The organism is Marinobacterium marisflavi (assembly GCF_982447095.1).
The window spans coordinates 2,384,731-2,407,727 of the sequence record NZ_OZ457898.1 but is presented as its reverse complement, the minus strand read 5'-3'; the positions used below and the strand labels follow the sequence as shown (position 1 = coordinate 2,407,727).

At 53.1% G+C, this 22,997-nt stretch carries 24 protein-coding genes; 22 read left to right on the top strand and 2 right to left on the bottom strand.

Annotated features, from left to right (window positions below; genetic code table 11):
• Positions 1–136 precede the first annotated feature (136 nt).
• The 22 genes from fliD to AC1WNR_RS11720 all read left to right on the top strand — a co-directional run bounded on the left by fliD (position 137) and on the right by AC1WNR_RS11720 (position 21,362).
• Positions 137–1,528 (top strand): flagellar filament capping protein FliD, encoded by a 1,392-nt coding sequence (gene fliD, locus AC1WNR_RS11825; RefSeq protein ID WP_481644696.1) that lies wholly within the window; start codon positions 137–139, stop codon positions 1,526–1,528.
• Positions 1,529–1,642: 114 nt separating this feature from the next.
• Positions 1,643–2,035, top strand: a complete 393-nt coding sequence (gene fliS, locus AC1WNR_RS11820) for a flagellar export chaperone FliS (protein ID WP_481644695.1) — start codon at positions 1,643–1,645, stop codon at positions 2,033–2,035.
• A gap of 167 nt (positions 2,036–2,202) precedes the next feature.
• Positions 2,203–3,318 (top strand): sigma-54 interaction domain-containing protein, encoded by a 1,116-nt coding sequence (locus AC1WNR_RS11815; RefSeq protein ID WP_481644694.1) that lies wholly within the window; start codon positions 2,203–2,205, stop codon positions 3,316–3,318.
• A gap of 310 nt (positions 3,319–3,628) precedes the next feature.
• The gene (locus AC1WNR_RS11810) at positions 3,629–5,059 is read left to right on the top strand and encodes a sigma-54 interaction domain-containing protein (protein WP_481644693.1); all 1,431 of its coding nucleotides are present in this window, start codon (positions 3,629–3,631) and stop codon (positions 5,057–5,059) included.
• Positions 5,060–5,089: 30 nt separating this feature from the next.
• On the top strand, positions 5,090–5,419 hold the full coding sequence (gene fliE / locus AC1WNR_RS11805; protein WP_481644692.1) for a flagellar hook-basal body complex protein FliE: 330 nt from the start codon (positions 5,090–5,092) through the stop codon (positions 5,417–5,419).
• A gap of 39 nt (positions 5,420–5,458) precedes the next feature.
• Positions 5,459–7,240, top strand: a complete 1,782-nt coding sequence (gene fliF / locus AC1WNR_RS11800) for a flagellar basal-body MS-ring/collar protein FliF (RefSeq protein ID WP_481644691.1) — start codon at positions 5,459–5,461, stop codon at positions 7,238–7,240.
• A 9-nt stretch (positions 7,241–7,249) separates the two neighbouring features.
• Positions 7,250–8,302 (top strand): flagellar motor switch protein FliG, encoded by a 1,053-nt coding sequence (fliG, locus tag AC1WNR_RS11795; protein ID WP_481644690.1) that lies wholly within the window; start codon positions 7,250–7,252, stop codon positions 8,300–8,302.
• Complete coding sequence (locus tag AC1WNR_RS11790; RefSeq protein ID WP_481644689.1) at positions 8,295–9,317, top strand: FliH/SctL family protein; 1,023 nt, start codon at positions 8,295–8,297, stop codon at positions 9,315–9,317. The genes fliG and AC1WNR_RS11790 overlap by 8 nt, the downstream gene beginning before the upstream one ends.
• Positions 9,314–10,705, top strand: a complete 1,392-nt coding sequence (fliI, locus tag AC1WNR_RS11785; protein WP_481644688.1) for a flagellar protein export ATPase FliI — start codon at positions 9,314–9,316, stop codon at positions 10,703–10,705. The genes AC1WNR_RS11790 and fliI overlap by 4 nt, the downstream gene beginning before the upstream one ends.
• A 3-nt stretch (positions 10,706–10,708) precedes the next feature.
• Positions 10,709–11,149, top strand: a complete 441-nt coding sequence (locus AC1WNR_RS11780; protein WP_481644687.1) for a flagellar export protein FliJ — start codon at positions 10,709–10,711, stop codon at positions 11,147–11,149.
• Positions 11,150–11,364: 215 nt separating this feature from the next.
• On the top strand, positions 11,365–12,822 hold the full coding sequence (locus AC1WNR_RS11775) for a flagellar hook-length control protein FliK (RefSeq protein WP_481644686.1): 1,458 nt from the start codon (positions 11,365–11,367) through the stop codon (positions 12,820–12,822).
• A gap of 47 nt (positions 12,823–12,869) precedes the next feature.
• A complete protein-coding gene (locus AC1WNR_RS11770; protein WP_481644685.1) occupies positions 12,870–13,469 on the top strand; it encodes a flagellar basal body-associated FliL family protein in 600 nt (199 codons plus the stop codon).
• A 6-nt stretch (positions 13,470–13,475) separates the two neighbouring features.
• Positions 13,476–14,477 carry a flagellar motor switch protein FliM gene (gene fliM, locus AC1WNR_RS11765; protein WP_481644684.1) on the top strand — a complete coding sequence of 334 codons (1,002 nt, stop codon included), beginning with the start codon at positions 13,476–13,478 and terminating at the stop codon, positions 14,475–14,477.
• Complete coding sequence (gene fliN, locus AC1WNR_RS11760; protein WP_481644683.1) at positions 14,477–14,836, top strand: flagellar motor switch protein FliN; 360 nt, start codon at positions 14,477–14,479, stop codon at positions 14,834–14,836. Before fliM ends, fliN begins: the two co-directional genes overlap by 1 nt.
• 9 nt (positions 14,837–14,845) lie before the next feature.
• On the top strand, positions 14,846–15,211 hold the full coding sequence (gene fliO / locus AC1WNR_RS11755; RefSeq protein ID WP_481644682.1) for a flagellar biosynthetic protein FliO: 366 nt from the start codon (positions 14,846–14,848) through the stop codon (positions 15,209–15,211).
• Between the two features lie 4 nt (positions 15,212–15,215).
• Positions 15,216–15,965 (top strand): flagellar type III secretion system pore protein FliP, encoded by a 750-nt coding sequence (gene fliP, locus AC1WNR_RS11750; protein ID WP_481644681.1) that lies wholly within the window; start codon positions 15,216–15,218, stop codon positions 15,963–15,965.
• 12 nt (positions 15,966–15,977) lie between these two features.
• Positions 15,978–16,250 (top strand): flagellar biosynthesis protein FliQ, encoded by a 273-nt coding sequence (gene fliQ, locus AC1WNR_RS11745; protein WP_481644680.1) that lies wholly within the window; start codon positions 15,978–15,980, stop codon positions 16,248–16,250.
• 2 nt (positions 16,251–16,252) lie between these two features.
• Positions 16,253–17,026: a flagellar biosynthetic protein FliR gene (gene fliR / locus AC1WNR_RS11740; protein WP_481644679.1), complete on the top strand. Its 774-nt coding sequence runs from the start codon at positions 16,253–16,255 to the stop codon at positions 17,024–17,026.
• Complete coding sequence (flhB, locus tag AC1WNR_RS11735) at positions 17,026–18,189, top strand: flagellar biosynthesis protein FlhB (protein WP_481644678.1); 1,164 nt, start codon at positions 17,026–17,028, stop codon at positions 18,187–18,189. The genes fliR and flhB overlap by 1 nt, the downstream gene beginning before the upstream one ends.
• A 16-nt stretch (positions 18,190–18,205) precedes the next feature.
• Positions 18,206–18,808, top strand: a complete 603-nt coding sequence (locus tag AC1WNR_RS11730; RefSeq protein ID WP_481644677.1) for a hypothetical protein — start codon at positions 18,206–18,208, stop codon at positions 18,806–18,808.
• A 9-nt stretch (positions 18,809–18,817) separates the two neighbouring features.
• A complete protein-coding gene (locus tag AC1WNR_RS11725) occupies positions 18,818–19,801 on the top strand; it encodes a hypothetical protein (protein WP_481644676.1) in 984 nt (327 codons plus the stop codon).
• Positions 19,802–19,823: 22 nt separating this feature from the next.
• Positions 19,824–21,362, top strand: coding sequence for a hypothetical protein (locus tag AC1WNR_RS11720; protein WP_481644675.1), 1,539 nt, complete (start codon positions 19,824–19,826; stop codon positions 21,360–21,362).
• 13 nt (positions 21,363–21,375) lie between these two features.
• Here the strand turns inward: AC1WNR_RS11720 and AC1WNR_RS11715 are convergent, their stop codons facing one another.
• Both AC1WNR_RS11715 and AC1WNR_RS11710 read right to left on the bottom strand, forming a co-directional pair.
• Complete coding sequence (locus AC1WNR_RS11715; protein WP_481644674.1) at positions 21,376–21,813, bottom strand: LysM peptidoglycan-binding domain-containing protein; 438 nt, start codon at positions 21,811–21,813, stop codon at positions 21,376–21,378.
• A 13-nt stretch (positions 21,814–21,826) separates the two neighbouring features.
• Positions 21,827–22,984 carry a hypothetical protein gene (locus AC1WNR_RS11710; protein WP_481644673.1) on the bottom strand — a complete coding sequence of 386 codons (1,158 nt, stop codon included), beginning with the start codon at positions 22,982–22,984 and terminating at the stop codon, positions 21,827–21,829.
• Between the last annotated feature and the right edge of the window lie 13 nt (positions 22,985–22,997).

Sequence of the window (22,997 nt, the reverse complement as noted above, 5' to 3'; positions counted from 1 at the left end):
TGTATTACCCCTTAAAAGGGAGAGTTTTAGGGGCTAAAGGCCTCAAGTCTTTCCGTTTGAGAGGCCTTTATTGGCCGCAGCGGCTATAGATTGCCGCTTTTGTGCCGATACCTAGGCTATTAGAGGTGTGTTTTCGATGGCAACAGATTACTTAAAGGCGTTAGGCGTAGGGGCGGGGTTAGACACCGTTGCCCTGGTTACGGCGATTGTGGATGCCGAGGTCGCCCCGCGCCAATCGAGTATTGAGACTCGCCTTACGGCCGCTGAAACGAATATCTCGGGTATGGCGACACTGAAGTCGGCGATGCAGAATCTGCAGAGCGCCTTTGAGACCTTGAATGATGAGCGCGAGTTCGATTTTAACTACCTCACCAACTCCAACAGCACTGCCATCAGCGCGGTCATGAGCGGTGGCGACACCCAGGCTGGAAGTCAAGCAATCACGGTTAATACGCTAGCGCGCGAGGAGATTCGCGTCTCCAACACGGTGGCCGACAAAACCGCGGACCTTGGTGAGGGCGGCTCAACCTTTAGCTTTAGCGTTAACGGCATGCAGAGCTCTATTACACTCAACGCCGGTGACTCGCTGGAGGACCTGGCCACGGCGATTAACGCCACGGATGCACCGGTTAATGCCCGCGTTGTAACGGTGGGCTCGGGCGCCTATCGCCTCTTTCTGCAGGCGGATGAGTCGGGGTTGGCCAATAGCATTAGCATTGATACAGATCTGGCCTCGCTTCAGCTTGGAGACAATGCCAACCTGGCCCAGAGCGCGCAGGACGCCACCCTCACCTATAACGGCGTGGCCATTTCGCGCAGCGCTAACCTGATTGATGATCTGGTGCCGGGGGTGTCACTTAACCTGCTTAGCGCTGGTGAGAGCACAACGCTAGATATAGGCCAGGATAACTTCGCTGCCGCCAGCGCAGTGTATGATCTGGTCGATGCGTTTAATAGTTTCAGTAGCGTAATGACAGAGTTGACTGCTGTGGTCGATGAGTCGGGCGAGGGCGGTGCTTTTGCCGGTGACCCAACCATTCGTAGCATCCTTAGCCAGGCGCGCGAGCTCTTCTTCGCTGAGGGTTCAGTTGCGGGGGATAACATTAAGCGCATGAGCGATTTGGGTGTCAGTGTAGATCGCAACGGCGTCTTTCAGGTCGATGAGGCTCAGCTCGCAAGCTCAGTGAGTGAACACTACGCCGAGATTAGGGCCTTCTTTACCGGCTCGAGCAACGATCAGTCGGACTTCAGTGTGGCGCCGCGCGGCTTCGCCGGCGATCTGGTAAAGCAGATGGATGATTACCTTGGTTTTAACGGTCTGGTCTCCACGCGCGAGTCGGCTAATAGCAAAACCGTTGCAAAGCTCAGTGATGATCAGGCTGAGCTCGATTCTAAACGTGCCACGCTCGAGGCGCGCTACACCAAACAGTTCACCACGATGAACCAGATCGTCAGCGAGATGAACTCACTCAAAGATTACCTCGACAGCCAGTTGAGCAACCTGCCATTCACGGCAAAAAATGATTAATTAGTACAGAATTAGCCCGAGTAAGGGCTAAAGAAACGAGCTCCCCAGCCGATACTATTATGGAAGGGTTCTGCAACCAGAACCGGTCAGAATAGGACTGATGGAGCTAACACAATGTACCTTGCCAAGCGTGCACTTCATAACTACAACACGGTAGATACCGATGCCAAGGCGAGCTTCGCGACCCCCTACCAGCTTACCCAAATGCTCTTCTCGGGTGCGATGAAATCGCTGGCGCTGGTGCCGGTGCTGATGGAGCGTCAGGAGTATGCACACTGTGCTAAAGAGGTCTCGCGCTCGGTGGGCATTATTAACGGGCTACGTGAATCGCTGGATTTAAGCCAGGGTGAGTTGGCCGAGAACCTTTATCAACTCTACGAGTACATGGCACGCGAGGTGTTACGCGCGCATCGCGCGAAGGAGCCCGAAGCGGTGCGCAAGGTGCGTGCATTGCTCGGTGAGATCGACGACGCTTGGGGTCAGATCCCGGTTGAGTTGCGTGGTTAGCGCTGAAAAGTCAAAAAACTGGCAGTTTTTTCTAATTCTGTGCATTTTTGGGTAGTTTCTACCCATTCACATCGTGGCGCTTTTGTGTATTTTATGACACATGTGCTATGGTAGACGTTTATACCAGAGCGTGTTGGATCTCAGGTCCCGTCAAAAGGTAGTTAAAGATGGCGCGCGAAGTTCTTACCGATATCCTGATCGGCAGCTCTGCAGCGATGCAAGAGCTGCGAAGTCAAATCGCTCAGGTGGCCAAAACCCGTGCCACTGTGCTTGTGCTCGGTGAGTCCGGCACAGGTAAAGAGCTGGTCGCGCGCGGTATTCATCTTCTATCCGGGCGCAAAGATGCCAATTTAGTACCGCTGAACTGTGGTGCGATTCCGAAAGATCTATTCGAGAGCGAGTTGTTTGGTCATGAGAAGGGTGCATTCTCAGGCGCTGTTGCGGCCCGCGTTGGCAGGTTCGAGCTGGCGTCTGAAGGCACGCTCTTCCTCGATGAGATAGGCGAGATGCCGCTGAAGATGCAGGTTAAGATGTTACGCGCCCTGCAAGAACGGTGTATCGAACGTGTCGGTGGCGCTAAATCTATCTCCGTCAATGCGCGCATTGTTGCCGCTACCAATCGCTGCCTAGAGACTGCTATAGCCGCTGGTCTTTTTCGCGAGGATCTGTACTACCGACTCAATGTATTTCCAATCTTTGTGCCGCCACTGCGCGAGCGTGATGGCGATATCATTGAGCTCTTTGATGCGCTCGCGGTTAAGTTCGCTGAAGCAGATCAGGCGCCGATAGGTCTGAGCGGGTATGCGCGGGTAGAGGTGCAGAAGCGCCAGTGGCTGGGTAACGTGCGCGAACTGAGCAACTTCGTTGAGCGGCTATCAATTCGCTACCCGGGTGAAGAGATAACGCTGGAGATGCTACCACCTGCTGGTTGGCGCGAAACGCAACTGCAAGAGCAGATGGCGACGGCTATACACCCATCTCCTGACAGGCTAACGGCAGTGCAGGCCTCAGCTACAACTGCCTCTGAGCACGCTGCCCTGAGGGGGCGTGAAGAGCCAACCTTTGCAGAGCCCGTTGTTGCAGCTCAGCACCCTGCTGCCGCTGTAGATGTTAGTGAGGGTATTGACCTGAAGGAACATTTGCAACAGATCGAGGTGGCCTGTATTAGCCAAGCGCTAGATTCTGAAAAGGGCAATGTCACTTCTGCAGCGCGTCTGCTTGGATTACGTCGCACCACCCTGATTGAAAAGATCAAAAAGTACGGTCTTAGCAGCGCCGCCTAGCCGACTCGATGTCTAGCCGGCGCGATTGGGCTAAACGCAGCGCTTTCTCCCAATACCTCTCTTATCGTCGTATTTCCCCTTTCGACCTCCATCTGGCCTGCCGATGGGTGTCATTTTTTTGTCAAAACGGCGCCTATTTAACACTAAAGCCTCAAAATTTGCCTGTTATCTGGTGTGATCTTTGTCCCTACTTTAAAGTAAAAACTAATTTAAGTTATTGAAATGTAGCATTTAAAGTTAATTGGCCCACTGTTTGCAAATCTCTCAGCAAAGGCGCCTCAGCGTCAAATTTTTGAGAGTAAGTGCACCTATGTTAAATGCCAACGCACAGATAGCCCTTTTAGACCCTCGCGGTGAAGAGGCGACACAGCTAAGCGATATGCTTTCCCGTAGTGGTGCGCCTGTGGTGCTGCTAAACGACATAGATCAGCTGTTTGAGCTGGCAAACCAGAGCCGAATTTCGGGTTTGGTGATCAATGCCCAGCGTGATCAACAGTTTCTGGACGCAGCCTTGCGTCAGCGCACCCTATCGATCATTGACTGTCCATTTATAGTGTTAGTTGATCCTGGCGCGGTACCGCTGGCTGTGGCTGCTGCGCGTCAGGGCGCGGCGGATGTGTTGACCCTACCTGGTAGTGAGGAACAGCTGCTGGAGCGTTTACTGGAACTGAATACCTCGGGGGGGAACAACGGCTTTACTTGCGAAGCAGAGCAGTCACGGCAGTTAGTGATGCTGGCCGAGCGTGTTGCCGCGACGGACGTTACAGTTCTGATAAACGGCGATTCTGGTACCGGTAAAGAGGTGCTCGCACGCCAGATTCATCAGTGCTCTAACCGCAACACTCAGGCGTTTGTAGCGCTCAACTGCGCCTCTATTCCCGAATCAATGCTTGAGGACATGTTGTTTGGCCACGAGAAGGGGGCCTTCACCGGTGCTCATCAGAGCCATCAAGGTCTGTTTGAACAGGCCAACGGCGGCACGCTCTTCCTTGATGAGATTGGTGAGATGCCAATCATGCTGCAGGCGAAGATTCTACGGGTACTACAAGAGCGTGAACTCCAGCGCTTGGGTGGTTCTGAGCTGATTAAGTTGGATGTGCGTGTGATTGCTGCGACCAACCGTGACCTTGCACAGCGGGTGCGTGAGCGTGAGTTCCGTGAGGATCTATTCTACCGTCTGAATGTCTTCCCCCTAAAAATTACCCCACTTCGCGAGCGCGTTGAGGACATCCTGCCTATCGCGCGAGTACTGATGCAGAAACATCGCAAAAGTATTGGCAATCGTTGCCGCCTCTCCAAAGCGACCCAGCAGTTTCTTAAGGCCTACCCTTGGCCGGGTAATGTGCGTGAGCTCGAGAACGTATTGCAGCGGGCTATGGTGCTCGCCTTTGATGGGGTCATTGAGATTGAGCATCTATTACTCGAAGGTGATCTGTCGGCTAACCTAGCGTCCTCCCAATCTGTATCGACACAGTCAACACCGGAGCATACAGGTCAGTCCACTGCGGCTGTTTCTAGCCCTGCGCCCGTTGCACCTGAATCTGCCCCCGAACCTGAACGTCTCGATGAACCAACCACCTTGAGTGATCTGGCCTGGGAGAGCGAGTCACGCATGATCATCAACACCTTGTCGCGCAATAGTGGTAACCGTAAAAGTACGGCTGAGACCCTGGGTATCAGCCCACGTACGTTGCGCTACAAATTGGCCAAATTGAAAAATGAAGGGGTTGCTATCCCTTAACGAGTTAGCGCAGTCAGAGAGGATTAGAGGATGAGTTCGCCAATTTCAAACGCCAATATGCAAGCGATGATCACCCGTATGCGGGTGATGGCAGAGCAGGTGTCGACTGATGGGTTGCAAGGTTCCAGCGCAACTAAGGCGACGAGTTTCTCAGACACCCTGACCCAGTCTTTGCAAAGGGTCAATGAACTTCAGGGCGTCGCCGAAGATAAACGTGTGGCATTTGAGATGGGTGAGGATGTCTCTATTGCAGAGGTGATGCTGGCGAAAGAGCGCGCATCAATCGCCTTCGAGGCGACGCTCCAAGTTCGAAATAAGGTGTTGTCTGCGTATCAAGAAATTATGCAGATGCCCGTATAAACGGTTGTTACAGAGTCTAGTTAGTAAGGCTGAAGAGATATGGCAGAGCAACTCACAGCAGATCGCGAACATTTCCAAGAGGGGGCCGCGGACACCGCAGTCGGCCCTGTTGAGAGCGCTAATCCGCCGGCTGAACAGATTACCCGCAGTGCGCAGATTACCAATTTTATGGCGCAGCCTGCGGTGCAGCGAGCCATTCCCGCGATCATCGCGATTGTGCTGTTGATGATATCGTTGCTGGTCTACTCGTTGTTTACCGGTTCGGCCAATCGAGTGCTATTCGATAACCTCAACGGTGAAGATAGCGCCGCGGTCTACGCCGCTCTGCAGGAGGCGGGCATAGACGCCCAGATCCAGCAGACGACCGGCGCCATTACGGTACCTGATGACGCCTATCATCAAGCGAAGATGCTACTTGCTGCACAGGGGTTACCGCAAGGCGTGGATACTGGTGGCTATGAGATGATTCGTGGTGATCAGTCGCTGGGCACCAGCCAGTTTATGGAGCAGATGCGCTACCGTTTAGCGATTGAGGAGGAGTTAGCTAGATCCATCGCAACTATCAACTCAATCAAGCAGGCGCGAGTGCATCTGGCAATACCGCGTCAGTCGGTCTTTATTCGCGAGCGCGAAAAACCCAAAGCCTCCGTTGTCGTCTGGCCGCAGGCCGGACGCAGCGTCTCCAACAGCCAGGTGCAGGCCATTATTCACATGGTCTCCTCCAGTGTGCCCTTTATGGATGCACAGTCGGTGTCGGTGGTAGATCGCTACGGCAACCTGCTGCACTCCAATACTAACTCCGCGGAGCTACGCATCAGCAACGAACAGATGCGCTACCGCCGTGACCTAGAGGAGATGTACCGCAGCCGTATCGTTGCGCTGCTAACCCCCTTCCTAGGTCAGGAGAATATCCACGTTGAGGTCAATGCTGACGTCGACTTCACCAGCGTCGAGAGTATGAGTGAGCTCTTCCCCGGTGCCAACGCGGTCCGCAGTGAACAGGTTTCAGAGCGGCGCAACGGCAGTGCCGAAGCGGTGGGTACACCGGGCGCTACATCGAATAATCCGCCGCCGGAGGCGACCCTAGCCACCCAGCAGGAGGCCGATAAACAGGCATTGGCCAATGCAACGGTGGCGCTTCAGGGGCAGTCGGGTACGGTTAATCGCAACTCCACCCGTAACTTTGAGGTAGACCGCACTATTCGCCACGAGAAGAAGGTTGCCGGTGAACTCACTAAGCTAACGGTCGCGATGGTGGTGGATCAGCCGCTGGAGAGTGAAGATGGCGTTCAGAAACCTCAGAAGTCAATGGACGAGATTGAAACTCTGGTGAAAGGTGCAATCGGGTTTGATCTGGCACGTGGTGACTCGGTAACAGTTATGTCTACTGCCTTTGAAGAGCTGCCGTTGGCTGAGCCTGTGCCGCTCTGGAAAGATGAGCAGGTGCTCAGCATCGCCCGACAGCTGATGGTAGCTCTAGCCTTTATTCTGCTGATCTTCTTCGTCTTCCGACCACTTATCCGCAATGTGATCAACCCTGGCACGCTGGTGGGTGGTCAGCAGATCGCCATAGGCCCGGATGGTCAGCCAATCGCTATTCCGCCAGCGGGTGAACATGAAGAGGGGCTGCGTGAGGGTGAAACGCTCGAGGAGATGAAGGCTCGCCTGAAACCGAAGAAAAAATCGCAGATCTCTGCGGATATGCTGGACACAGCCAACACTTACGACGACAAGGTTGCTCTTGTGCGGATGCTGGTGTCCGAAGACTCTCGCCGCGTTGCCAATGTGATGCGCGGCTGGCTCAAGCGCGATATAGGTTAAGAGGTCATCATGGCAGAACTTGGCATGGACGGTATCCAGGAGCGTACCCCTGAACTAGAGGAAGAGCTGCGACTGCTCTCGCCGACTCAAAAAACTGCGCTGCTGATGATGCTGCTCGGTGAAGAGGAGGCGGCCAATATTTTGACCCACCTTGAGCCGCGTGAGGTGCAGCACTTGGGGGCTGCGATGGTGTCAGTATCGGAGATTTCACAAGAGGCGGTTAGTGCCGTACTCGATGAATTTATCTCCACCATTAAACATCAAACTAGCCTCGGCTTTGGTACCTCTGATTATGTTGAGACCGTTTTGGTTCGTGCTCTCGGAGAGGATAAAGCCTCCAGTGTTATGGGGCGGATCATGCCGCGCAAGAGCAGCAGTGGCTTGGAAATTCTGCGCTGGATGGACGCTCGCTCCATCTCTGAAATGGTCCGCAACGAACACCCTCAGATTATCGCCATTATTCTTGCGTTCCTAGATTACTCTTTGGCCGCTGATGTGCTGAATTACCTCGCGCCGGAGATTAGAGCTGAGGTGATTATGCGTGTTGCCAACCTCGAAACCATTCAGCCCGAAGCGCTCGATGAGCTTGAAGTTATCATGAAACAGCAGTTTGCCAACAACTCGGCGGTTAAGTCGTCGAGTGTCGGAGGCGTGAAAGCCGCTGCCAAGATTATGAACTACACCAAAGCCGAACTTGAGACGGCGGTCATGGGTAACCTTGAAGAGGCGGATGAGGATCTAGCGCAGAGGATTCAGGACAATATGTTCGTGTTTGATAACCTGGCCGGCATCGACAACAAGTCTATTCAGGTGCTGATGCGCAATATCGAACCCGATATGCTGATGACCGCGATGAAGGGTGCCGACGAAGAGGTCAAAGATAAGTTCCTCGAGAATATGTCGAAGCGTGCAGCTGAGATGTTCATTGATGATATGGAAGCCAAAGGGCCGATTCGTATTACCGAGGCCGAAGAGGCGCAGAAACAGATACTGCGCCAGGCGCGTAAATTATCGGATGCAGGTGAGATAATCTTGTCAGGTCGCGGCGATGATTTTGTCTAAGATTGTTAAAGCAGGGCACATCGGCGATGGGATCGGCGACTGGAACCTGGAACTCAGTGCTTGGATCCTTGAAAATGGGGAGGAGAGTAAAGAGTTTCGCCCCTTTCTAGCGCTTGGCTCCGAGCCTTCTAAAAACAACTTTAAACCCGATCAATCAACTGATCGGGTGGATCACTCAAATACAGCGAGTAGTCGCTGGAAGCCGCTGCGCCAACTTCCTCAACCGCCAGAGAACGAGAGTCAGTTCGCTGCGCTTGAACACCAGGTTGAGCCCGTCGACGGTGAGTCGACGTTGGGCGTCGATGAGACAGCTTCTGAGTCAGATCTCCTTGAGCTTGAGCAGCTATCGGGTGAGGTTAGCTCAGTGGAGGCGCAAGAGGGTTACGACGCTGGATATGCCGCCGGCTTCGATGCCGGTATTGCACAAGGATTAGAGCAGGCGGCAGTCGATGCCGAGCGGTTGGCCAATGAGCAGATGGCGACTCTTCGCACGCAAGTGGAGCAGGTGCTGGACGAACTGGAAACTGCAGGTGCAGCCCTGGCAGAAGGGGTTGATGAAGGGCTAGCACGTCTGTCGCTGCATCTTGCACGCCAACTAGTCCGGGGTGAGCTTCGCACGCCCGCTCCAGTGGTTGCTCAACTGGTCGAAAGCGCCTTGGGTGAGTTCCCGGTTGATGGTGCTCTTAAACTCTTCGTTAGCCCCAGCGACAAGACTGCGTTGGAGCAGCTCGAACCGCGTACATCTAGTAATCTACAATTCGTGGCGGATGCAACTTTGAGTCAGGGGAGTATTCGTTTACAGCAGGGCGAGCGACGCACCGAAGATCTGATGGAACAGCGGCTGTCAGAGTTGGCGCAGCGCCTATTAACTGAGGTAGATCCTAGTGTGCTGACCCCGCTTACTCCGATTGCATCGCCTGAGGATCAGTCTGAGTCACCCTTAGATCGTGCACAAGATTCGGAGACAGGGGGTGACGCAGGCTCTGATACTGATTCTAGGGAGCCGCAAGAGTGAGCACGCGCTTCGGTACCAAGGTCGATCAGTGGATCAATGAGATTCAGATCGCACCGCCTAAAGCACAAGGGGTACTGACCCGCGTGGTTGGGCTGACGCTCGAGGCGACCGGGATCAACGCGCCGATCGGCTCGCGCTGTGATGTACTTGCACCCAACGGTAAGTCTATTCAAACGGAGGTGGTTGGGTTTTCCGATGATCGCCTGCTACTGATGCCGTTTGAACGGACGCGCGGGATCGCCCCGGGGCAGCCCGTGGTCGTGCGTACCACAGGCAATAGTTTTGGCTTCTCTCCAGATCTGTTGGGGAGGGTCATTGATGGCATGGGCCTACCGCTGGATGGTGGCGAGCCCATTAGAGCGACCAGCTACCGTCCTATTAGTGCCGATCCAATTAACCCGCTGCAGCGCCGTCCGATCGCTGAGGTTCTAGACGTCGGCATCCGTGCAATTAACTCACTACTCACTCTTGGGCGCGGGCAGCGTGTCGGCCTGATGGCGGGTAGCGGCGTCGGTAAAAGTGTGCTGCTGGGCATGATAACCCGATTCACCGAGGCCGATGTGGTGGTTATCGGTTTAATCGGCGAGCGTGGCCGTGAGGTGCATGAGTTTGTTCGCGATACACTCGGTGAAGAGGGGCTGCAACGGGCCGTTATCGTTGCTGCACCGGGCGACACTTCGCCCGTTTCGCGCCTGCATGCCGCATCGCTAGCCACCGCAATTGCCGAGTACTTCCGCGACCAGGGTAAAAACGTACTGCTGCTGATGGATTCGCTCACCCGCGTCGCCCATGCGCAGCGAGAGATAGGGCTGGCCGTTGGCGAACCACCGACAACCAAGGGCTATCCGCCGTCAGTATTTACCCTCTTACCCTCACTGATTGAGCGGGCCGGCAATACGCAGGTGGCAAACGGCTCGATTACGGCGATATACACCGTACTGGCGGAGGGGGACGATCAACAGGATCCTATCGTCGATTCGGCCCGGGCGATCCTTGACGGTCATATTGTCCTCACACGTGAGTTGGCCGCTCAGGGACACTACCCAGCGATCGATATTTTGCAGTCGGTAAGCCGTCTGATTCCGCAACTGGCGAGCCCTGACCACCTCGAGAGCGCTAATGAGTTTCGACGCCTGTACGCGGCCTATCAGGAGCATCGGGATCTGATCAGTGTGGGTGCATATCAGCGCGGCAGTAATGCGCAGGTTGATCAGGCGATTAGTCGACTACCGTTTATGCGTAGCTTTCTGCAACAGGAGATCAATCGTTCTGTGAGTTTTAAAGAGTCGATTCATTTTCTAGAGAACATACCAGAGGAGGTTGAGTCACCTACGACTGGTCGCGAGGCACCTAATCGCACCACTGAACCTCAGGTTCTGGAGGGTTAAACGATGAGTACTAACTGGCAAGTTGTGTACGACCTGCGTCTGCGGGAGCAGGAAGAGGCGAAAATTCGGGTACAGGAGACCAGGCTAGGTGAAGAGAAAACACTCGCGTCGCTCAACCAGGTTCTCTCCTTCCTTAGTGAATATAAGCTTAGCCTGAGCCAACTTGAAGCTGAGGGCGCTCCGATCGCAACGATTATTCGCACCCGTGCGGCGATTAAACAGCTAGCTGAGTCGGCGGCCCAGCAGGAGCAACTGCTAGTGCAGCTCAGTTTCGTGCTGCAACAGAACGAGAGATATCTGATCGAGTGCAGTGCAAAGCTGCGTGCGGTCGAGAAATTGCAGGACAACGCCGTACAATCGCAGCGGCGGTTGCGGCAAGTTGCCGAGGCGAAGGAGCTGGACGAGATGGCCAGGCGGCAATATATGGCCAATTTATCGACATAATGATGATAAATTATCTTCTGTCTGCTTTTTCCTCTCTGCCGTTTAATCTGATTTGATGCACATCACGATTTTTATATATCGTTTTTTATGTATTATTATTCAATAACTTACAAAGAATTTTGCAGAATATATTGGGGTTGAAACAGCCTGTTGGCAAGCTAATTGCATCGTTAGTGACAACAGAACGAATAGCGATTTACTAAGGTGGTATGCCTGTGAACAATTCGAGCCTCAACTTTTTTGGAATCTCGCTGGATAAAACTGCAGCGACAGATATTAAAGGTTCTAAAAATCAATTACTTAGCGAAAATTCGCCGGTTCAGGCATTTAAGTCATTATTGGCTGGAACAGCCCAGGGTGACGAGTCCAAGCTGCTTCTGGAGGGTGTCAAAAATTTGCCGCCTCAGGGGCAAAAGATGGCAGCAGGACTGTTAGATACCTTTCCGGAGCTGAAAGAGCTCAGTGCTGAGCAGTTGGTTGAGGTCATGCAGCAACTGGCATTGGCCAGTACTGAGGGTCAGGCGTTACCACCGCAGATGGCTGACTCAGATGCGCAGACGGCGATTGTTAAGCTGATTAAAAGTATTCAAAACGCGACCGGTCTTCAGTCGGCTGTGCCGCTGGCGCAGCAGCTTACTGTGCCTGCAGAGAACACAAGCTCTCTTGTAATGCCACAGGGCACGGCAAAACCTACAATTACAGATACACAGCTGCTGCAGGTTGCTCAGCGCTTTGGCAGTGCTGAATCGGTTGCGCGGCAGGTGATAGCCGGATCGGATGGGCAAAAGGTTTTAGTCGATGAGGATCTTCTTGTACTCGCTAAAGCGGCGACTCAGCAAACCTTGAGCAAAGTACAAGCTAGCGTAGCTGCTGCAGTGAACACAGAGAATGCCGCACGTGCTGATATTGGACAGATATTGCAGCAGATGCAGGGGCGTCTGAGAGTTAAAGCGGAGCTGAGCGTAGCCGGCGAAGCGGTGTCAAAGTCAGCTACGGCTGTGACAGCCGATAGTTTCCTCACCAGTCGGGCACTGGGCGCGCAGCAATTGGTACAAGCAAAGTTGCAGTCAGAGGGTCAACTCACTGCACCGATGACGCGTGCGGGACAGGTTCAACTGACCGAGCGTCCAGTCACGACAACTCCCTTTTCGGGAGCAGCCGTGCAACTGACCGCTCTAGATACGAGTCAGCACGCCAATGCTCAGCTTCATCGCGTGACTGAACAACCGCTGGCAGAGAACTTTAATACCGTTCAGAACCAAGAGCGTCTGCAGCGGGCGATGGGTGAGCGGGTATTGCAGATGGTTGAGTCCGGTAAATGGGATACGGAGATGGAGCTTTACCCTGCGCGTTTGGGCACTGTCCGTATTCGTATGTCGATGGAGAATAGCGAGCTGCAATTGGTTATGACATCTCAGAGCTCAGCGGTTAAAGAGTTGCTCGAAGCAGGTCTGCCGCGCCTGCGTGACAGTCTGCAGGAGCAAGGCATTCAGTTGGCTAACTCCAGCGTACAGCAGGAGAGTGCTGGCCAACAGAGTGGTTCACAATTTGCTCAGAATGGCGCCGCTAGCGATAGTGGCAGTAACGAGCTGGGCGATGCGCATGGCACTGAACTGAAAGCGGGTGGCCATGTTGGCGGCAGTCACGATGGTGAACTCGATACTTTCGCCTAGGATAAAGCTGATTTACATATTGGACACTGGTAACGAGGAACGCCGAGATGGCAGAAGAAGATAAGACAGACGATACCCAGGAAGAGGGTGGCAAAAAGAGAGGCGGAGGTATCTTTAAGATACTAGCCATCGTTTTTGGTTTGATCATCGTCATCGCTGTCAGTGTGGGTGCAACCCTCTATCTGACCGGTTTCTTTGATGTAGAAAAAGAGCAAACCTCGACCGAGGTGATCGAAGAGCTCGAGAACACCATGCTCGATGAGAACGGTGAGCCCATTGCCGATATCGGCCCCGAGAAGCAGGTCAAAGAGTATCCAGATCCGCAGAAATTTGAGCAGTCCTACCAGGACTTCAAAGCCAAATTCACTGTGAACGTACCAAATAGTAAGAAGTATGTTCAGTTCTCGCTCTCTATTATGACCTTCTACGACGAGCGGGTGCTCTCAAACGTAGATAAGCACGAGACAGCGTTGCGCTCGGCAGTCATTAGCCTCGTGTCACTAGAGCCAATTGAGACCTATCAGAGTGTTGACGGGATGGACGGGTTACGCCTCCGAATCCGTGATGCTCTAAATAAAGTGTTGATGAAGTTTGAGGACTTTGGTGGCATTGAAGAGGTCTACTTCACTGAGTTTGTAATACAGTAGGTCGGTATGAGCTCAACTACGTCACAGTTGTTATCGCAAGAGGAGATCGATGCGCTGGTAACCAGTGCCGGCGGTGATAGTTCGGGTTTTAGCACCCCAGGTATCTACCGCTCTGCTCCTGATGCCGTCAACTATGACCTCGCTGCAGAGGATAGTGCACTCGTCGCTCATCTCGGTGCACTGGATATGATTTCAGATCGTTTCTCGCGACTGTTCCGCGTAACGCTAGCGAGCATGTTGCACTACCAGCCGAAAATTAAGGTGTTCGAGCTGCGGGTTGAGACCTTTGCTGAGTATCGAAGAAAGTTGGAGCTGCCGGTCTCTTTGAGCATTACCAAACTCAACGGTCTGCGCGGTAATGCTCTATTCTGTGTCGACCCTCGCATCATCTTTAATGCGCTAGATCGTTTCTTTGGTGGTGGCGGTAAATCGCGCACATCGATTGAAGGCATGCGCGAGTTTACGCCGACCGAACATCGTGTGATTCAGATGATCATTACAGGCGTTATCAATGATCTGGAGGCTTCGTGGAAGCCTGTCTATCAGCTCGAATTTGAGCATCTCAGCGACGAGATCAACCCCCAGTTTGCTCAGATCGTGGATGACAACGACCTAGTGGTCGTCAGTGAGTACGAAATCGAGATGGCCAACGATATCAGTGGACGGATTCAGTTGGTCTACCCGTTTGGGGCGATGAAGCCAATTCGCCACCTCCTTAAAAACCAGGTTCAGGCCGATTACGCCGATGAGCGTGACCGTGAGTGGAAACGCCAAATGCGCTCTTGTATTAAGGGTGTGGAGATGGACATAAAGTGCGACCTGGCTTATCCGCGCATTTCGCTCTACGACCTAATGCAGTTAAAGGTAGGGGATGTGATTCCAATTAAAATGCCCGAAACAGTGGTCGTGCAGGTGGCGGGTGTTCCAACCTATGAAGGGATCTACGGCTCCGTTAACGGGCATGCGGCGATCCGACTGCTGGGCCTAAAAAAAGAGGAAGAGATCTAATGAGTAACGAGCTAGAAAGCGAAGCGGTTGAGAATCCGCAGGATTCACAAAACCCGCCGTTCGAGGACAGCGCTGAACCCACATTGGCAACGCTCGAAGATGAGATGGATCTGGATGTTCTGCAAAATATCCCGGTAACACTCTCCGTAGAGGTGGGTCGTACCGGTATGCAGATCCGCGATCTGCTGAAACTCAGCGAAGGGAGCGTCATAGAGTTGGACCGGGTCGCCGGTGAGTCGATCGATATTCTGGTCAATAACACAGTCATTGCCCGCGGCGAAGTGGTGGTCGTTAACGAGCGCTACGGGGTTCGTTTGACGCAAGTTCTTGATGCCGCCGAACGACTGCGCAAAATCTAGGAACCGGCTATGGATAGCTCCACCTCTTTACTTCAACCGCTGCTCGGTTTGCTGATCACCTTCACCGTTTTGGGGCTGGTGCTTTGGGGTGTAAAAGCGCTACAGAACAAGCGCAATATCTTTGATGGGCGCACGATTCAAGTTATAGAGGCGGCTTCAGTGGGGACACGTGAGCGTATTGTCATCGCAGATGTTTCTGGGCGGCGGCTGGTGTTAGGGGTGACGGCACAAAATATTAATCTATTGACAGAAATCGAGGCCGACCCAGTATCAGAAGCGGCTGAGGCCTCTGTGCCGACTCGGGAAGCGATTTCATTTCGCGCTCGTCTGCTCAGTTCGCTGGGTCAGCTCCCCAAATCGCGTGGTCAGGGATAGAACAATGCGCTTTATCTATCTTACGCTAATCGTTCTTTTTGCAAGCACCACGCCGGTATCGGCTGAGACCGCATTTCTCCCTGGTGTCGTGGTGGAGAATAGCGCCGATGGAGGGCAGACCTATAGTCTAACCCTACAGATTCTGGCGTTGATGACGCTGCTGACGCTGTTGCCAGCGGTGCTCCTTGCTACTACCTCTTTTGCTCGCATTATTATTGTGCTCTCTATCCTGCGCCAGGCACTGGGCACAATGCAGACCCCGCCTAACCAGGTGTTACTGGGACTTGCGCTCTTTTTGACTTACTTTGTTATGGCCCCGGTGTTTGAACGCGTAAATGATGATGCTTTACAGCCCTACTTGGCGGGTGATCTTGCGCCGGTTGCAGCCCTAGAGAAAGCGGTCGTGCCCATGCGCGAGTTTATGTTAGTTCAAACGCGCGAGTCCGATGTTGAACTGTTTGCCAATTTAGCCGGTGAGCTACTGATCGAGGACAGTGATCAAATCCCGCTGCGTGTGCTGATTCCTGCGTTTATCACAAGCGAGTTGAAAACCGCATTTCAGATCGGGTTTATGATCTTTATTCCGTTTGTCGTGATAGATCTAGTGGTTGCCAGTGTACTGATGTCGATGGGTATGATGATGCTCTCACCCATGATGATTTCACTGCCCTTTAAATTAATGCTGTTTGTGCTAGTTGATGGCTGGCAGTTGACGTTGGGAACGCTCGCCGGCAGCTTCTATCCGGCGACCTAAAGGAGAGTTCGAATGACACAGGGTGATGTTCTCGATATTGGCCGCGAAACCTTGTGGGTGGTTGCGATGATTTCTAGTCCCCTGCTTATCTCAGCGCTGGTCGTAGGTCTTTTCATCGGTATTATTCAGGCAGCAACCTCAATCAATGAGATGACTCTTAGTTTTATTCCTAAACTCGCTGCGCTAGCAATCGCGATCTACTTCTTTGGCAGTTGGCAACTGGCGGTTCTGACTGACTTCACCGCCCGCCAATATGAGCGAATCCTGCTGTTGCTAGGAGGTTAGCCATGTTTGCGGTGATGAACGACATCCTCGGCGCTTTCTACACACTGCTGTGGCCATTCACTCGCATCAGTGCAGCGCTCTTGGTCGCTCCGATCTTCTCCGCTCGCTCAGTTAATCTACGCTTTCGGTTAGCGCTAGTCGCAGCGCTGACCTTTGTGGTCTATCCACTCTATGACTGGCCTATCATCGATGTACTCAGCGGCCTAGGTTTGGTTCTGCTACTGCAACAGATCGCGCTAGGGATACTGATGGGATTGATCCTCCAGATCTCCTTTGGAGCAATTAGCGCTGCAGGCGACTTTATCGCGATCTCTATGGGACTCAGTTTTGCAATGATGTCGGACCCCAACAACGGTCATCAAACGCCAGTGTTATCACAACTGCTTGTGATCCTCGCCTCCCTACTGTTTTTGACGCTAGGCGCACATCTAGTCTTGATCGAGATGCTGCTAGATAGCTTCCGTCTGATGCCCATTGATGGCGTACGCTTCGACCAAGCGATGGTGAACGACTTCATTCAGTGGTCCGGTATCATTTTTGCTGGCGGGATGATGATTGCATTGCCAGTGATGATAACGCTGCTGGTAACCAATATGGCTATGGGTGTGGTGGCGCGTGCAGCGCCTACGCTAAATATCTTTGCGGTTGGTTTTCCCGCTGCGATGCTGGTTGGCTTTGTAACACTGGTGATTCTGATACCGTCAATGACCAGTGGTATGGAGCAAATTTGGGTCGAGAGTTACCAACAGTTACAGACTTACATGGGTGTTGAGTAATGGCTGAAGATAGCGCACAGGAAAAGACGGAACTCCCCACCGCAAGGCGCTTAGAGAAAGCTCGCGAAGATGGGGATGTTGCCCGCTCGAAAGAGTTAGCTATGGCGATGATTATGATCGCTTCAGCCAGTCTTATGCTTTTCATCGGTGATGACTTGGTTATCGGGCTAAGTGAAATGCTAAAACGGGGACTGAGTATTGAACGGGCGCAGATTTTTGATGTCAGCAGCATGCAGCTCAGTTTCGGGACTTTCGCAAGCGATGCGCTATTGGTTATCACGCCGCTACTGCTGGTGACCTTTGTGATTAGTTTAGCGACACCGGCGGTACTGGGTGGCTGGGTGTTTTCCGGTAAGTCAGCCCTACCAAAACTAAACCGACTTAGTTTGGCAAAAGGATTCAGCCGGATGTTTGGGGTACAGGCGCTGGTGGAGTTGCTTAAAGCCATTGCCAAGTTTGGGTTGGTCGCGACGGTAGCCTATCTGGTACTACTGTGGTTCTCGGATTCGTTTTTGCACTTGGGTCGGGTAGGCGGCAATGCGGCTTTTGTGGAGGCAGGCTCCATTCTCAGTTGGAGCGCGTTCTACATGTGCTTGTCACTGCTGGTCATCGCATTTATTGATGTGCCGTTTCAGCTCTATCAGCACTCCAAGAAGCTGAAGATGACGCTGCAGGAGGTCAAGGATGAGTTTAAAGAGGTTGAAGGTCGCCCTGAGGTGAAGGCGGCGATTCGACAGAAACAGCGTGAGCTCGCGTCGCAACGGATGATTGATGCTGTACCCGAGGCGGATGTGGTTATTGTTAACCCGCAGCACTACGCTGTGGCTCTGGCCTATAACCAAGACTCCGAGGGCGCACCGGTATTGGTGGCGAAAGGGGTTGAACATATGAGTCAGCGGATTCGTGAGGTAGCGACGGAAAATCGGATTGAGATCGTTCGCATTCCCGTTTTGGCAAGGGCGATCTACTACACCACTGAGCTTGAGCAGGAGATACCGGAACCACTCTATCTCGCCGTGGCGCAGGTGTTGAGCTATGTCTTTGCGATGAATGACAGCCAATACAGCGCGCGTAGTGCGCCGCAGATGCCAGATATTGATGTTCCGGTGGATTACCAGTTTGATAGTGAAGGAAAGCCAGCCGCTGATGGCGCGGCGATCTAGAGTTTGGGAGAGTGTTATGAGCGACAAGGATAGAGACGATAAACAGTTTCGGCGTGTAATCTCGGATCCGAAAGAGACGGCGATTGATCACTCCGGTCGGCGTCGTTTAGCAATCAACGCAGAGACCGGTGAGCCAATTGAAGGGCCGATCGGTGAAACCATCCTCACCCAGGATGAGAGTCGCCACGCTAACTCTGATATTGCCTTTGAAGGTCAGTCGCAAGGCGGGGTGTCTGATATAAACTTTGCTGGCGAATCAGGCGATAAACAGAGAGAGGCATCGGATTTAAAGTTTGATGCCGACCCAGAGAGCGCGGGGACGGATATCGTGCTCGATGGCGATCTTGATAATGAAGGTATCAATAGCCACCTGCGCTTCAAAGAGGGGGAGGTTTCCTCATCAGCCGGAGGGGCCTATAGCTTCGCTGAAGCTGAGCTCAGGGGTTTGAAGTCCGAGATGCAGACACTGGCTGGCGATCTCCGTCGAACAAAAGCCTTGCACGATGCAACTCAATTATCCGAAGAGTTGGCGGGGCGTATCGGTCAGGTTAAGTCAGAAGTGAAGAATATTCGGGCCGAGACCGAGAGACTGAACGAGGCGCGTAAGGCGTTGAAGTAGGTAAAGACTATGAGTGACGAGAATAATAAGGTCGACCAGTCGACCGAAGAACAGCAGCAAGCGGAGGCGGCTGTACAACCACAGCAAGATCCGGCTGAAATTGAGCAATTGGACAGCGCTGAAGACCAGTCTGACGAGCGCGATGCTTTAGCTCTTGAGTCGTTGGATGACGCAGCGCCTGCTGAATCTGAGGATCTTCAAGAGGGTGGACCGAGCACAGTGGAGGTGCTCACTGAGATCGTAATCGACTCAGCCGAGACCGCACACGAAGCAGCGCGCAATGCCAACGCTTCTTCCGAGTTGGTGATTAATAGCGTCGCTGCCTTCAACGAGACGATGGGGCGGGTGCAGAAACGCCAATACATCATGTTCTGGTGTTTCTTGGTCTTTATGCTGGTCGCCGTTTCGGTGAGTGGCGTCCTGATGGAGCGGTTCACTCAGAGTGCCCTGCAGGCTGATGAGATTATGCTGACGGTGGGTAAACGAATTGTGCAACTCGACGCCGATATTAAACGCGTTGAGAACCTGCGCAAGTCATTAGATCAACTGACTAAGGTCAATTCTGAGTTGAATAAGCAAGTTGAGACTGCTCTGGCAACCATGAGTCAATTTGAGAAAAATGCGAAAGGGCGTGAAGAGGCTGGTATAAAACGCGCTGGCGACCAGATAGAACGAATTGCCAATCGGGTCGAGCTGAAGTTTGATAAGTTGGCCAAGCAGACTCAGACGTTAGATGATCGGGTAAAAGCGAGCGAAGTACGTTTTGCAGCGGCAGGTGATGAATTGGCAGAGCTGCGTGTGGTAATCAACCAGCTCCAAGATTCGGGTTTAACCAAAAAAGTGGATTCACTAATTAACCTGCAGAAGCAACGTAATGCTCAACCGGCTGCACCTTCCCCGACTCCCTCTGTTGGCAAGGGGGACCCCCAAAATGGAGAGTCGGCGGATGAGAGCGAAGCAGAGTGTAAGCCGGTGCTAGGTTTCCCCTGTTAGAGAACCTATTTAAGATTAGGCTATGACCGCGTTATTTAAGTTAATCCTGGTTCAGACCGCTGCGGCCCTAGTCTTGCTAACCGGTTTTCTGGTTAGAGGGCCGGCGCCTGCGCCGCTTGATTTCAGTGATCCCCTCTACGACCCTGCACGGGCCCTGGCCTCTGCAGGAGAACGTTTTGTTGATGCACAATATGATGCTTTTGCTGGCAGTTCGCTGGGAACAGTCCTAGTGCCTGTAATTGAGGCAGTTGGTTCGATAATAGGGCCGACGCCGGTGGCAGATTTAGTGGGTCCATCAACTGCTGCTGAGTTGGTTTTGACCCAGTCCGAGGTAGATGTGCAAGTCGTTGAGGAGGCGCCAATCGCTCTAGAGGTGGCTCGGACCGAAGCAGTAGCTGAACCGGTACCAGTACCAGTACCTGAACCAACTTCTGAACCTATTCCTGAACCTATTCCGGAACCTATTCCTGAACCTATTCCGGAACCTATTCCGGAACCAACTTCGGAATCTGCTGCTCGAATAGTAGCTGAGGCAATAACTGAGCCAGCTGCTGAGCTAGCAGCTACCGTTGCTGAACCCACGCCTACGACCCAAGCCGCGACTGACAGAGCGCCTGAGCTGAGCGAGAGTGAACAGTCTGAGGCGATCAGCGAAACAACCGCTGAATTAAACATGGCCTTGGCCAGTGAGTCCCCTCCTGCGGCGAGTACAGAGCAGGAGGGTGAAGAAGAGCCTTCGAGAAGTTCGACGGTCGAAATCCGCCTCGGTGAGCTCTCCCTAGGTCAGTTCGAGACTGTAGAGCCGCTTGAAGTTGAGCCCGGATTAGCAGAATCGATTGATTTACCGCCTGAACTAGAAGAGCCCGAGCCGCCGATAGAGTCTGAAGCTCCGGCTGAATTGGTAGAGCCGCCAGCGACGCCAGAGAGCCCAGAGCCAGGTCCCCGGGATCCAGCGGTGCTTGCTAGCGATATAGCGAAGACTCCTAGTATGGAGAACTTAGTTGGACAGCCAAGTAACTTAGTGAGCGAAGCGGTTGCTGCAGAGGTGACTTCTACGGTGCCTTTGCGAGCTCCAGATGCGCCGCGCATCTCGCTGGCCGAGGTTTACAACCTTTCATTAAAACGCTCAGCTGATCGACCTGTGCAGTCTCCAGTTGGGCAAACGAGTGAGATGGTAGAGCCAGATTCAGGTAGAGCTGTTGATACGGTATCTGCGCCAGCGGAAGCCGCGCAGAAACAACCTGAGGCTAAGCCCGGTACCAAGCCAAAACTTGACTCAGAGCTCAAGCCGACACCCAAACCTGTGCCGAAATTGCAACCAAAACCTGCACCAAAACCTGCACCAAAGCCTGTGCCAAAGCAAACTCCGACGGAAAAACCGGTAGCCGCAAGGTCTGTCCCCGAACTGCCACATGATCCGGCCAAGGTGGTGATTGTAGATCGCAGCGTTATGGCGGATTCCCAGCCTGAAAAACTCGATGAGCCCAAAAAAGATCTACCGCAGGGCGATCCATTACCTGAGTCCCTTTTCGGGATCAAACCGCTACCTGGCTTTGAGTAGTGCTGATTCTCCTTCAGGGATAGGAGATCCAGCTATTAGGGGAGTCGTATGGGTATTTGGTGCCGGCTTCATAGGTGAATACGTAGTCTCGCACGTCGTTAAGATTAGGGATGCGGATTACTTTTCCAGTAATAGGGAAGTCTGGATTGTTGCGAAAGAAAGCCTTGCGGTTGAGGTCGTATATCAACTTACGAATGATCTCTTGGTTTAAGGGCGTGTTACCGTAGCTACGCTTAGCTAGCGTGCGCAGGGTGTCACTCTCTAATAGGGTGTATTCGCTTCCGGGTGAAAGTTCAGCCGGTTCGCGTTTCATCATTCGTTGAGTCTGATCAAAATCGCTCGTTAAAACGCCCAGTGGGTCGTTTGGCCCCATCAACGGAGCTGCGACTAAGGGGCTGGTGGCTAACACGAGTGTCATTGAGGCTGCCGCTCCTAGTTGTTTGATCTTCATCGCTGTACTCCGTTTAAAAAGGTATTACGATTTTAGGGCCCGGGTTGCTCGTTTTAGCCGATCCGGGCATCAACTCAAGCCGCGCGTGGTTGCGACCCAAACTCGCCACTTCGTAGAGGCCAAAATGCGCCTGGCTCATATCATCTAGGCCATAACTTAAATGGCCACTCTGATCAAGCAACAACAACCGCTGGCCTTTAACGACCCCTTGGACACTGCCCGCTGCCAATCTTAGACTCCCATCATTAAGCTCTCGAGTGGTCAGCGCGAGTGGCTGACAATCCAAAGCCCGACTAACCGCTGGCACCTGCTTATCAAGCCACAGCGTCAAACCAGGCTGCAAATCCGAAGCGCTATACTGAGGTGAAATCAGCGACTTGCCCGTAGGAAGTTTGACCTCTAGTGAGTACTCTGCAGGGACTTTCGGTCGAGCGCTATCAAGTTTGATGGGCAGCACTCCGGCAGCATTGATCGAGTGAATCAGATCAAGTGTCCTCACGGTTCGAGCTAATGCCTGTTGCCGATTTGCCTGCAGGGTCAAAGCAATCACTAACTCATCCTGCTCGCTACGCGATGGCATATAACTAGCGCTGTAAGTGGATCGAGTTTGGGGCGGTCCGAGTGCAACTGTTTCGCTTACCAAATATCCCTTCAGATGCAGACGCTGCTGCAGGTCGTTGCTAGCTGCTAAGAGCATGCTGTTGGCATCGATATCGAGAAATATGCTGGAAGGTTCAATCTGCAACCTAACTAGCTGCTGCACTCCACTGGCTGAACGCTCACAGTCTTGGCCGGAGTTCGAGTCGGTTACCTGCGCTTTGAGTCTTACCTGATAGACACCACCGAGTAGGGTCTCGCTAGTTATTTCAAGTCCTGCAAGTCTGAAATCACTGGCGAGGTGTGTGCTCTCGTGTAGCTGCAAGTTGTTTGCGACAAACGATGTGCTGCTGACCCGCGTAGGTTGGCTTATCGCAATCTGACGCAAACCATCGGCAATCGCACGCTGGCGCGCTTTGCGCACCTCAAGGTCGGATTCCACATCATCAACGGTAGCAGCGCCTGTCGCTGTGATCGGTGCGCTCAGTAGTGTCGGCCCAGCATTTAGGGTCACCGCCAGCGTTAGTGTCTGGATTAGGAGTTTGGGCGACAGGTGAGCGTGGAAAGTTGCCATAGCGTGTCTCGGT

What these genes read in the sequence shown, in the direction of transcription:
- fliD (WP_481644696.1), top strand. Translation starts at nt 137, where the DNA reads ATGGCAACAGATTACTTAAAGGCGTTAGGCGTAGGGGCGGGGTTAGAC.
- fliS (WP_481644695.1), top strand. Translation starts at nt 1,643, where the DNA reads ATGTACCTTGCCAAGCGTGCACTTCATAACTACAACACGGTAGATACC.
- AC1WNR_RS11815 (WP_481644694.1), top strand. Translation starts at nt 2,203, where the DNA reads ATGGCGCGCGAAGTTCTTACCGATATCCTGATCGGCAGCTCTGCAGCG.
- AC1WNR_RS11810 (WP_481644693.1), top strand. Translation starts at nt 3,629, where the DNA reads ATGTTAAATGCCAACGCACAGATAGCCCTTTTAGACCCTCGCGGTGAA.
- fliE (WP_481644692.1), top strand. Translation starts at nt 5,090, where the DNA reads ATGAGTTCGCCAATTTCAAACGCCAATATGCAAGCGATGATCACCCGT.
- fliF (WP_481644691.1), top strand. Translation starts at nt 5,459, where the DNA reads ATGGCAGAGCAACTCACAGCAGATCGCGAACATTTCCAAGAGGGGGCC.
- fliG (WP_481644690.1), top strand. Translation starts at nt 7,250, where the DNA reads ATGGCAGAACTTGGCATGGACGGTATCCAGGAGCGTACCCCTGAACTA.
- AC1WNR_RS11780 (WP_481644687.1), top strand. Translation starts at nt 10,709, where the DNA reads ATGAGTACTAACTGGCAAGTTGTGTACGACCTGCGTCTGCGGGAGCAG.
- AC1WNR_RS11770 (WP_481644685.1), top strand. Translation starts at nt 12,870, where the DNA reads ATGGCAGAAGAAGATAAGACAGACGATACCCAGGAAGAGGGTGGCAAA.
- fliM (WP_481644684.1), top strand. Translation starts at nt 13,476, where the DNA reads ATGAGCTCAACTACGTCACAGTTGTTATCGCAAGAGGAGATCGATGCG.
- fliN (WP_481644683.1), top strand. Translation starts at nt 14,477, where the DNA reads ATGAGTAACGAGCTAGAAAGCGAAGCGGTTGAGAATCCGCAGGATTCA.
- fliO (WP_481644682.1), top strand. Translation starts at nt 14,846, where the DNA reads ATGGATAGCTCCACCTCTTTACTTCAACCGCTGCTCGGTTTGCTGATC.
- fliP (WP_481644681.1), top strand. Translation starts at nt 15,216, where the DNA reads ATGCGCTTTATCTATCTTACGCTAATCGTTCTTTTTGCAAGCACCACG.
- fliQ (WP_481644680.1), top strand. Translation starts at nt 15,978, where the DNA reads ATGACACAGGGTGATGTTCTCGATATTGGCCGCGAAACCTTGTGGGTG.
- fliR (WP_481644679.1), top strand. Translation starts at nt 16,253, where the DNA reads ATGTTTGCGGTGATGAACGACATCCTCGGCGCTTTCTACACACTGCTG.
- flhB (WP_481644678.1), top strand. Translation starts at nt 17,026, where the DNA reads ATGGCTGAAGATAGCGCACAGGAAAAGACGGAACTCCCCACCGCAAGG.
- AC1WNR_RS11730 (WP_481644677.1), top strand. Translation starts at nt 18,206, where the DNA reads ATGAGCGACAAGGATAGAGACGATAAACAGTTTCGGCGTGTAATCTCG.
- AC1WNR_RS11725 (WP_481644676.1), top strand. Translation starts at nt 18,818, where the DNA reads ATGAGTGACGAGAATAATAAGGTCGACCAGTCGACCGAAGAACAGCAG.
- AC1WNR_RS11720 (WP_481644675.1), top strand. Translation starts at nt 19,824, where the DNA reads ATGACCGCGTTATTTAAGTTAATCCTGGTTCAGACCGCTGCGGCCCTA.
- AC1WNR_RS11715 (WP_481644674.1), bottom strand. Translation starts at nt 21,813, where the DNA reads ATGAAGATCAAACAACTAGGAGCGGCAGCCTCAATGACACTCGTGTTA.
- AC1WNR_RS11710 (WP_481644673.1), bottom strand. Translation starts at nt 22,984, where the DNA reads ATGGCAACTTTCCACGCTCACCTGTCGCCCAAACTCCTAATCCAGACA.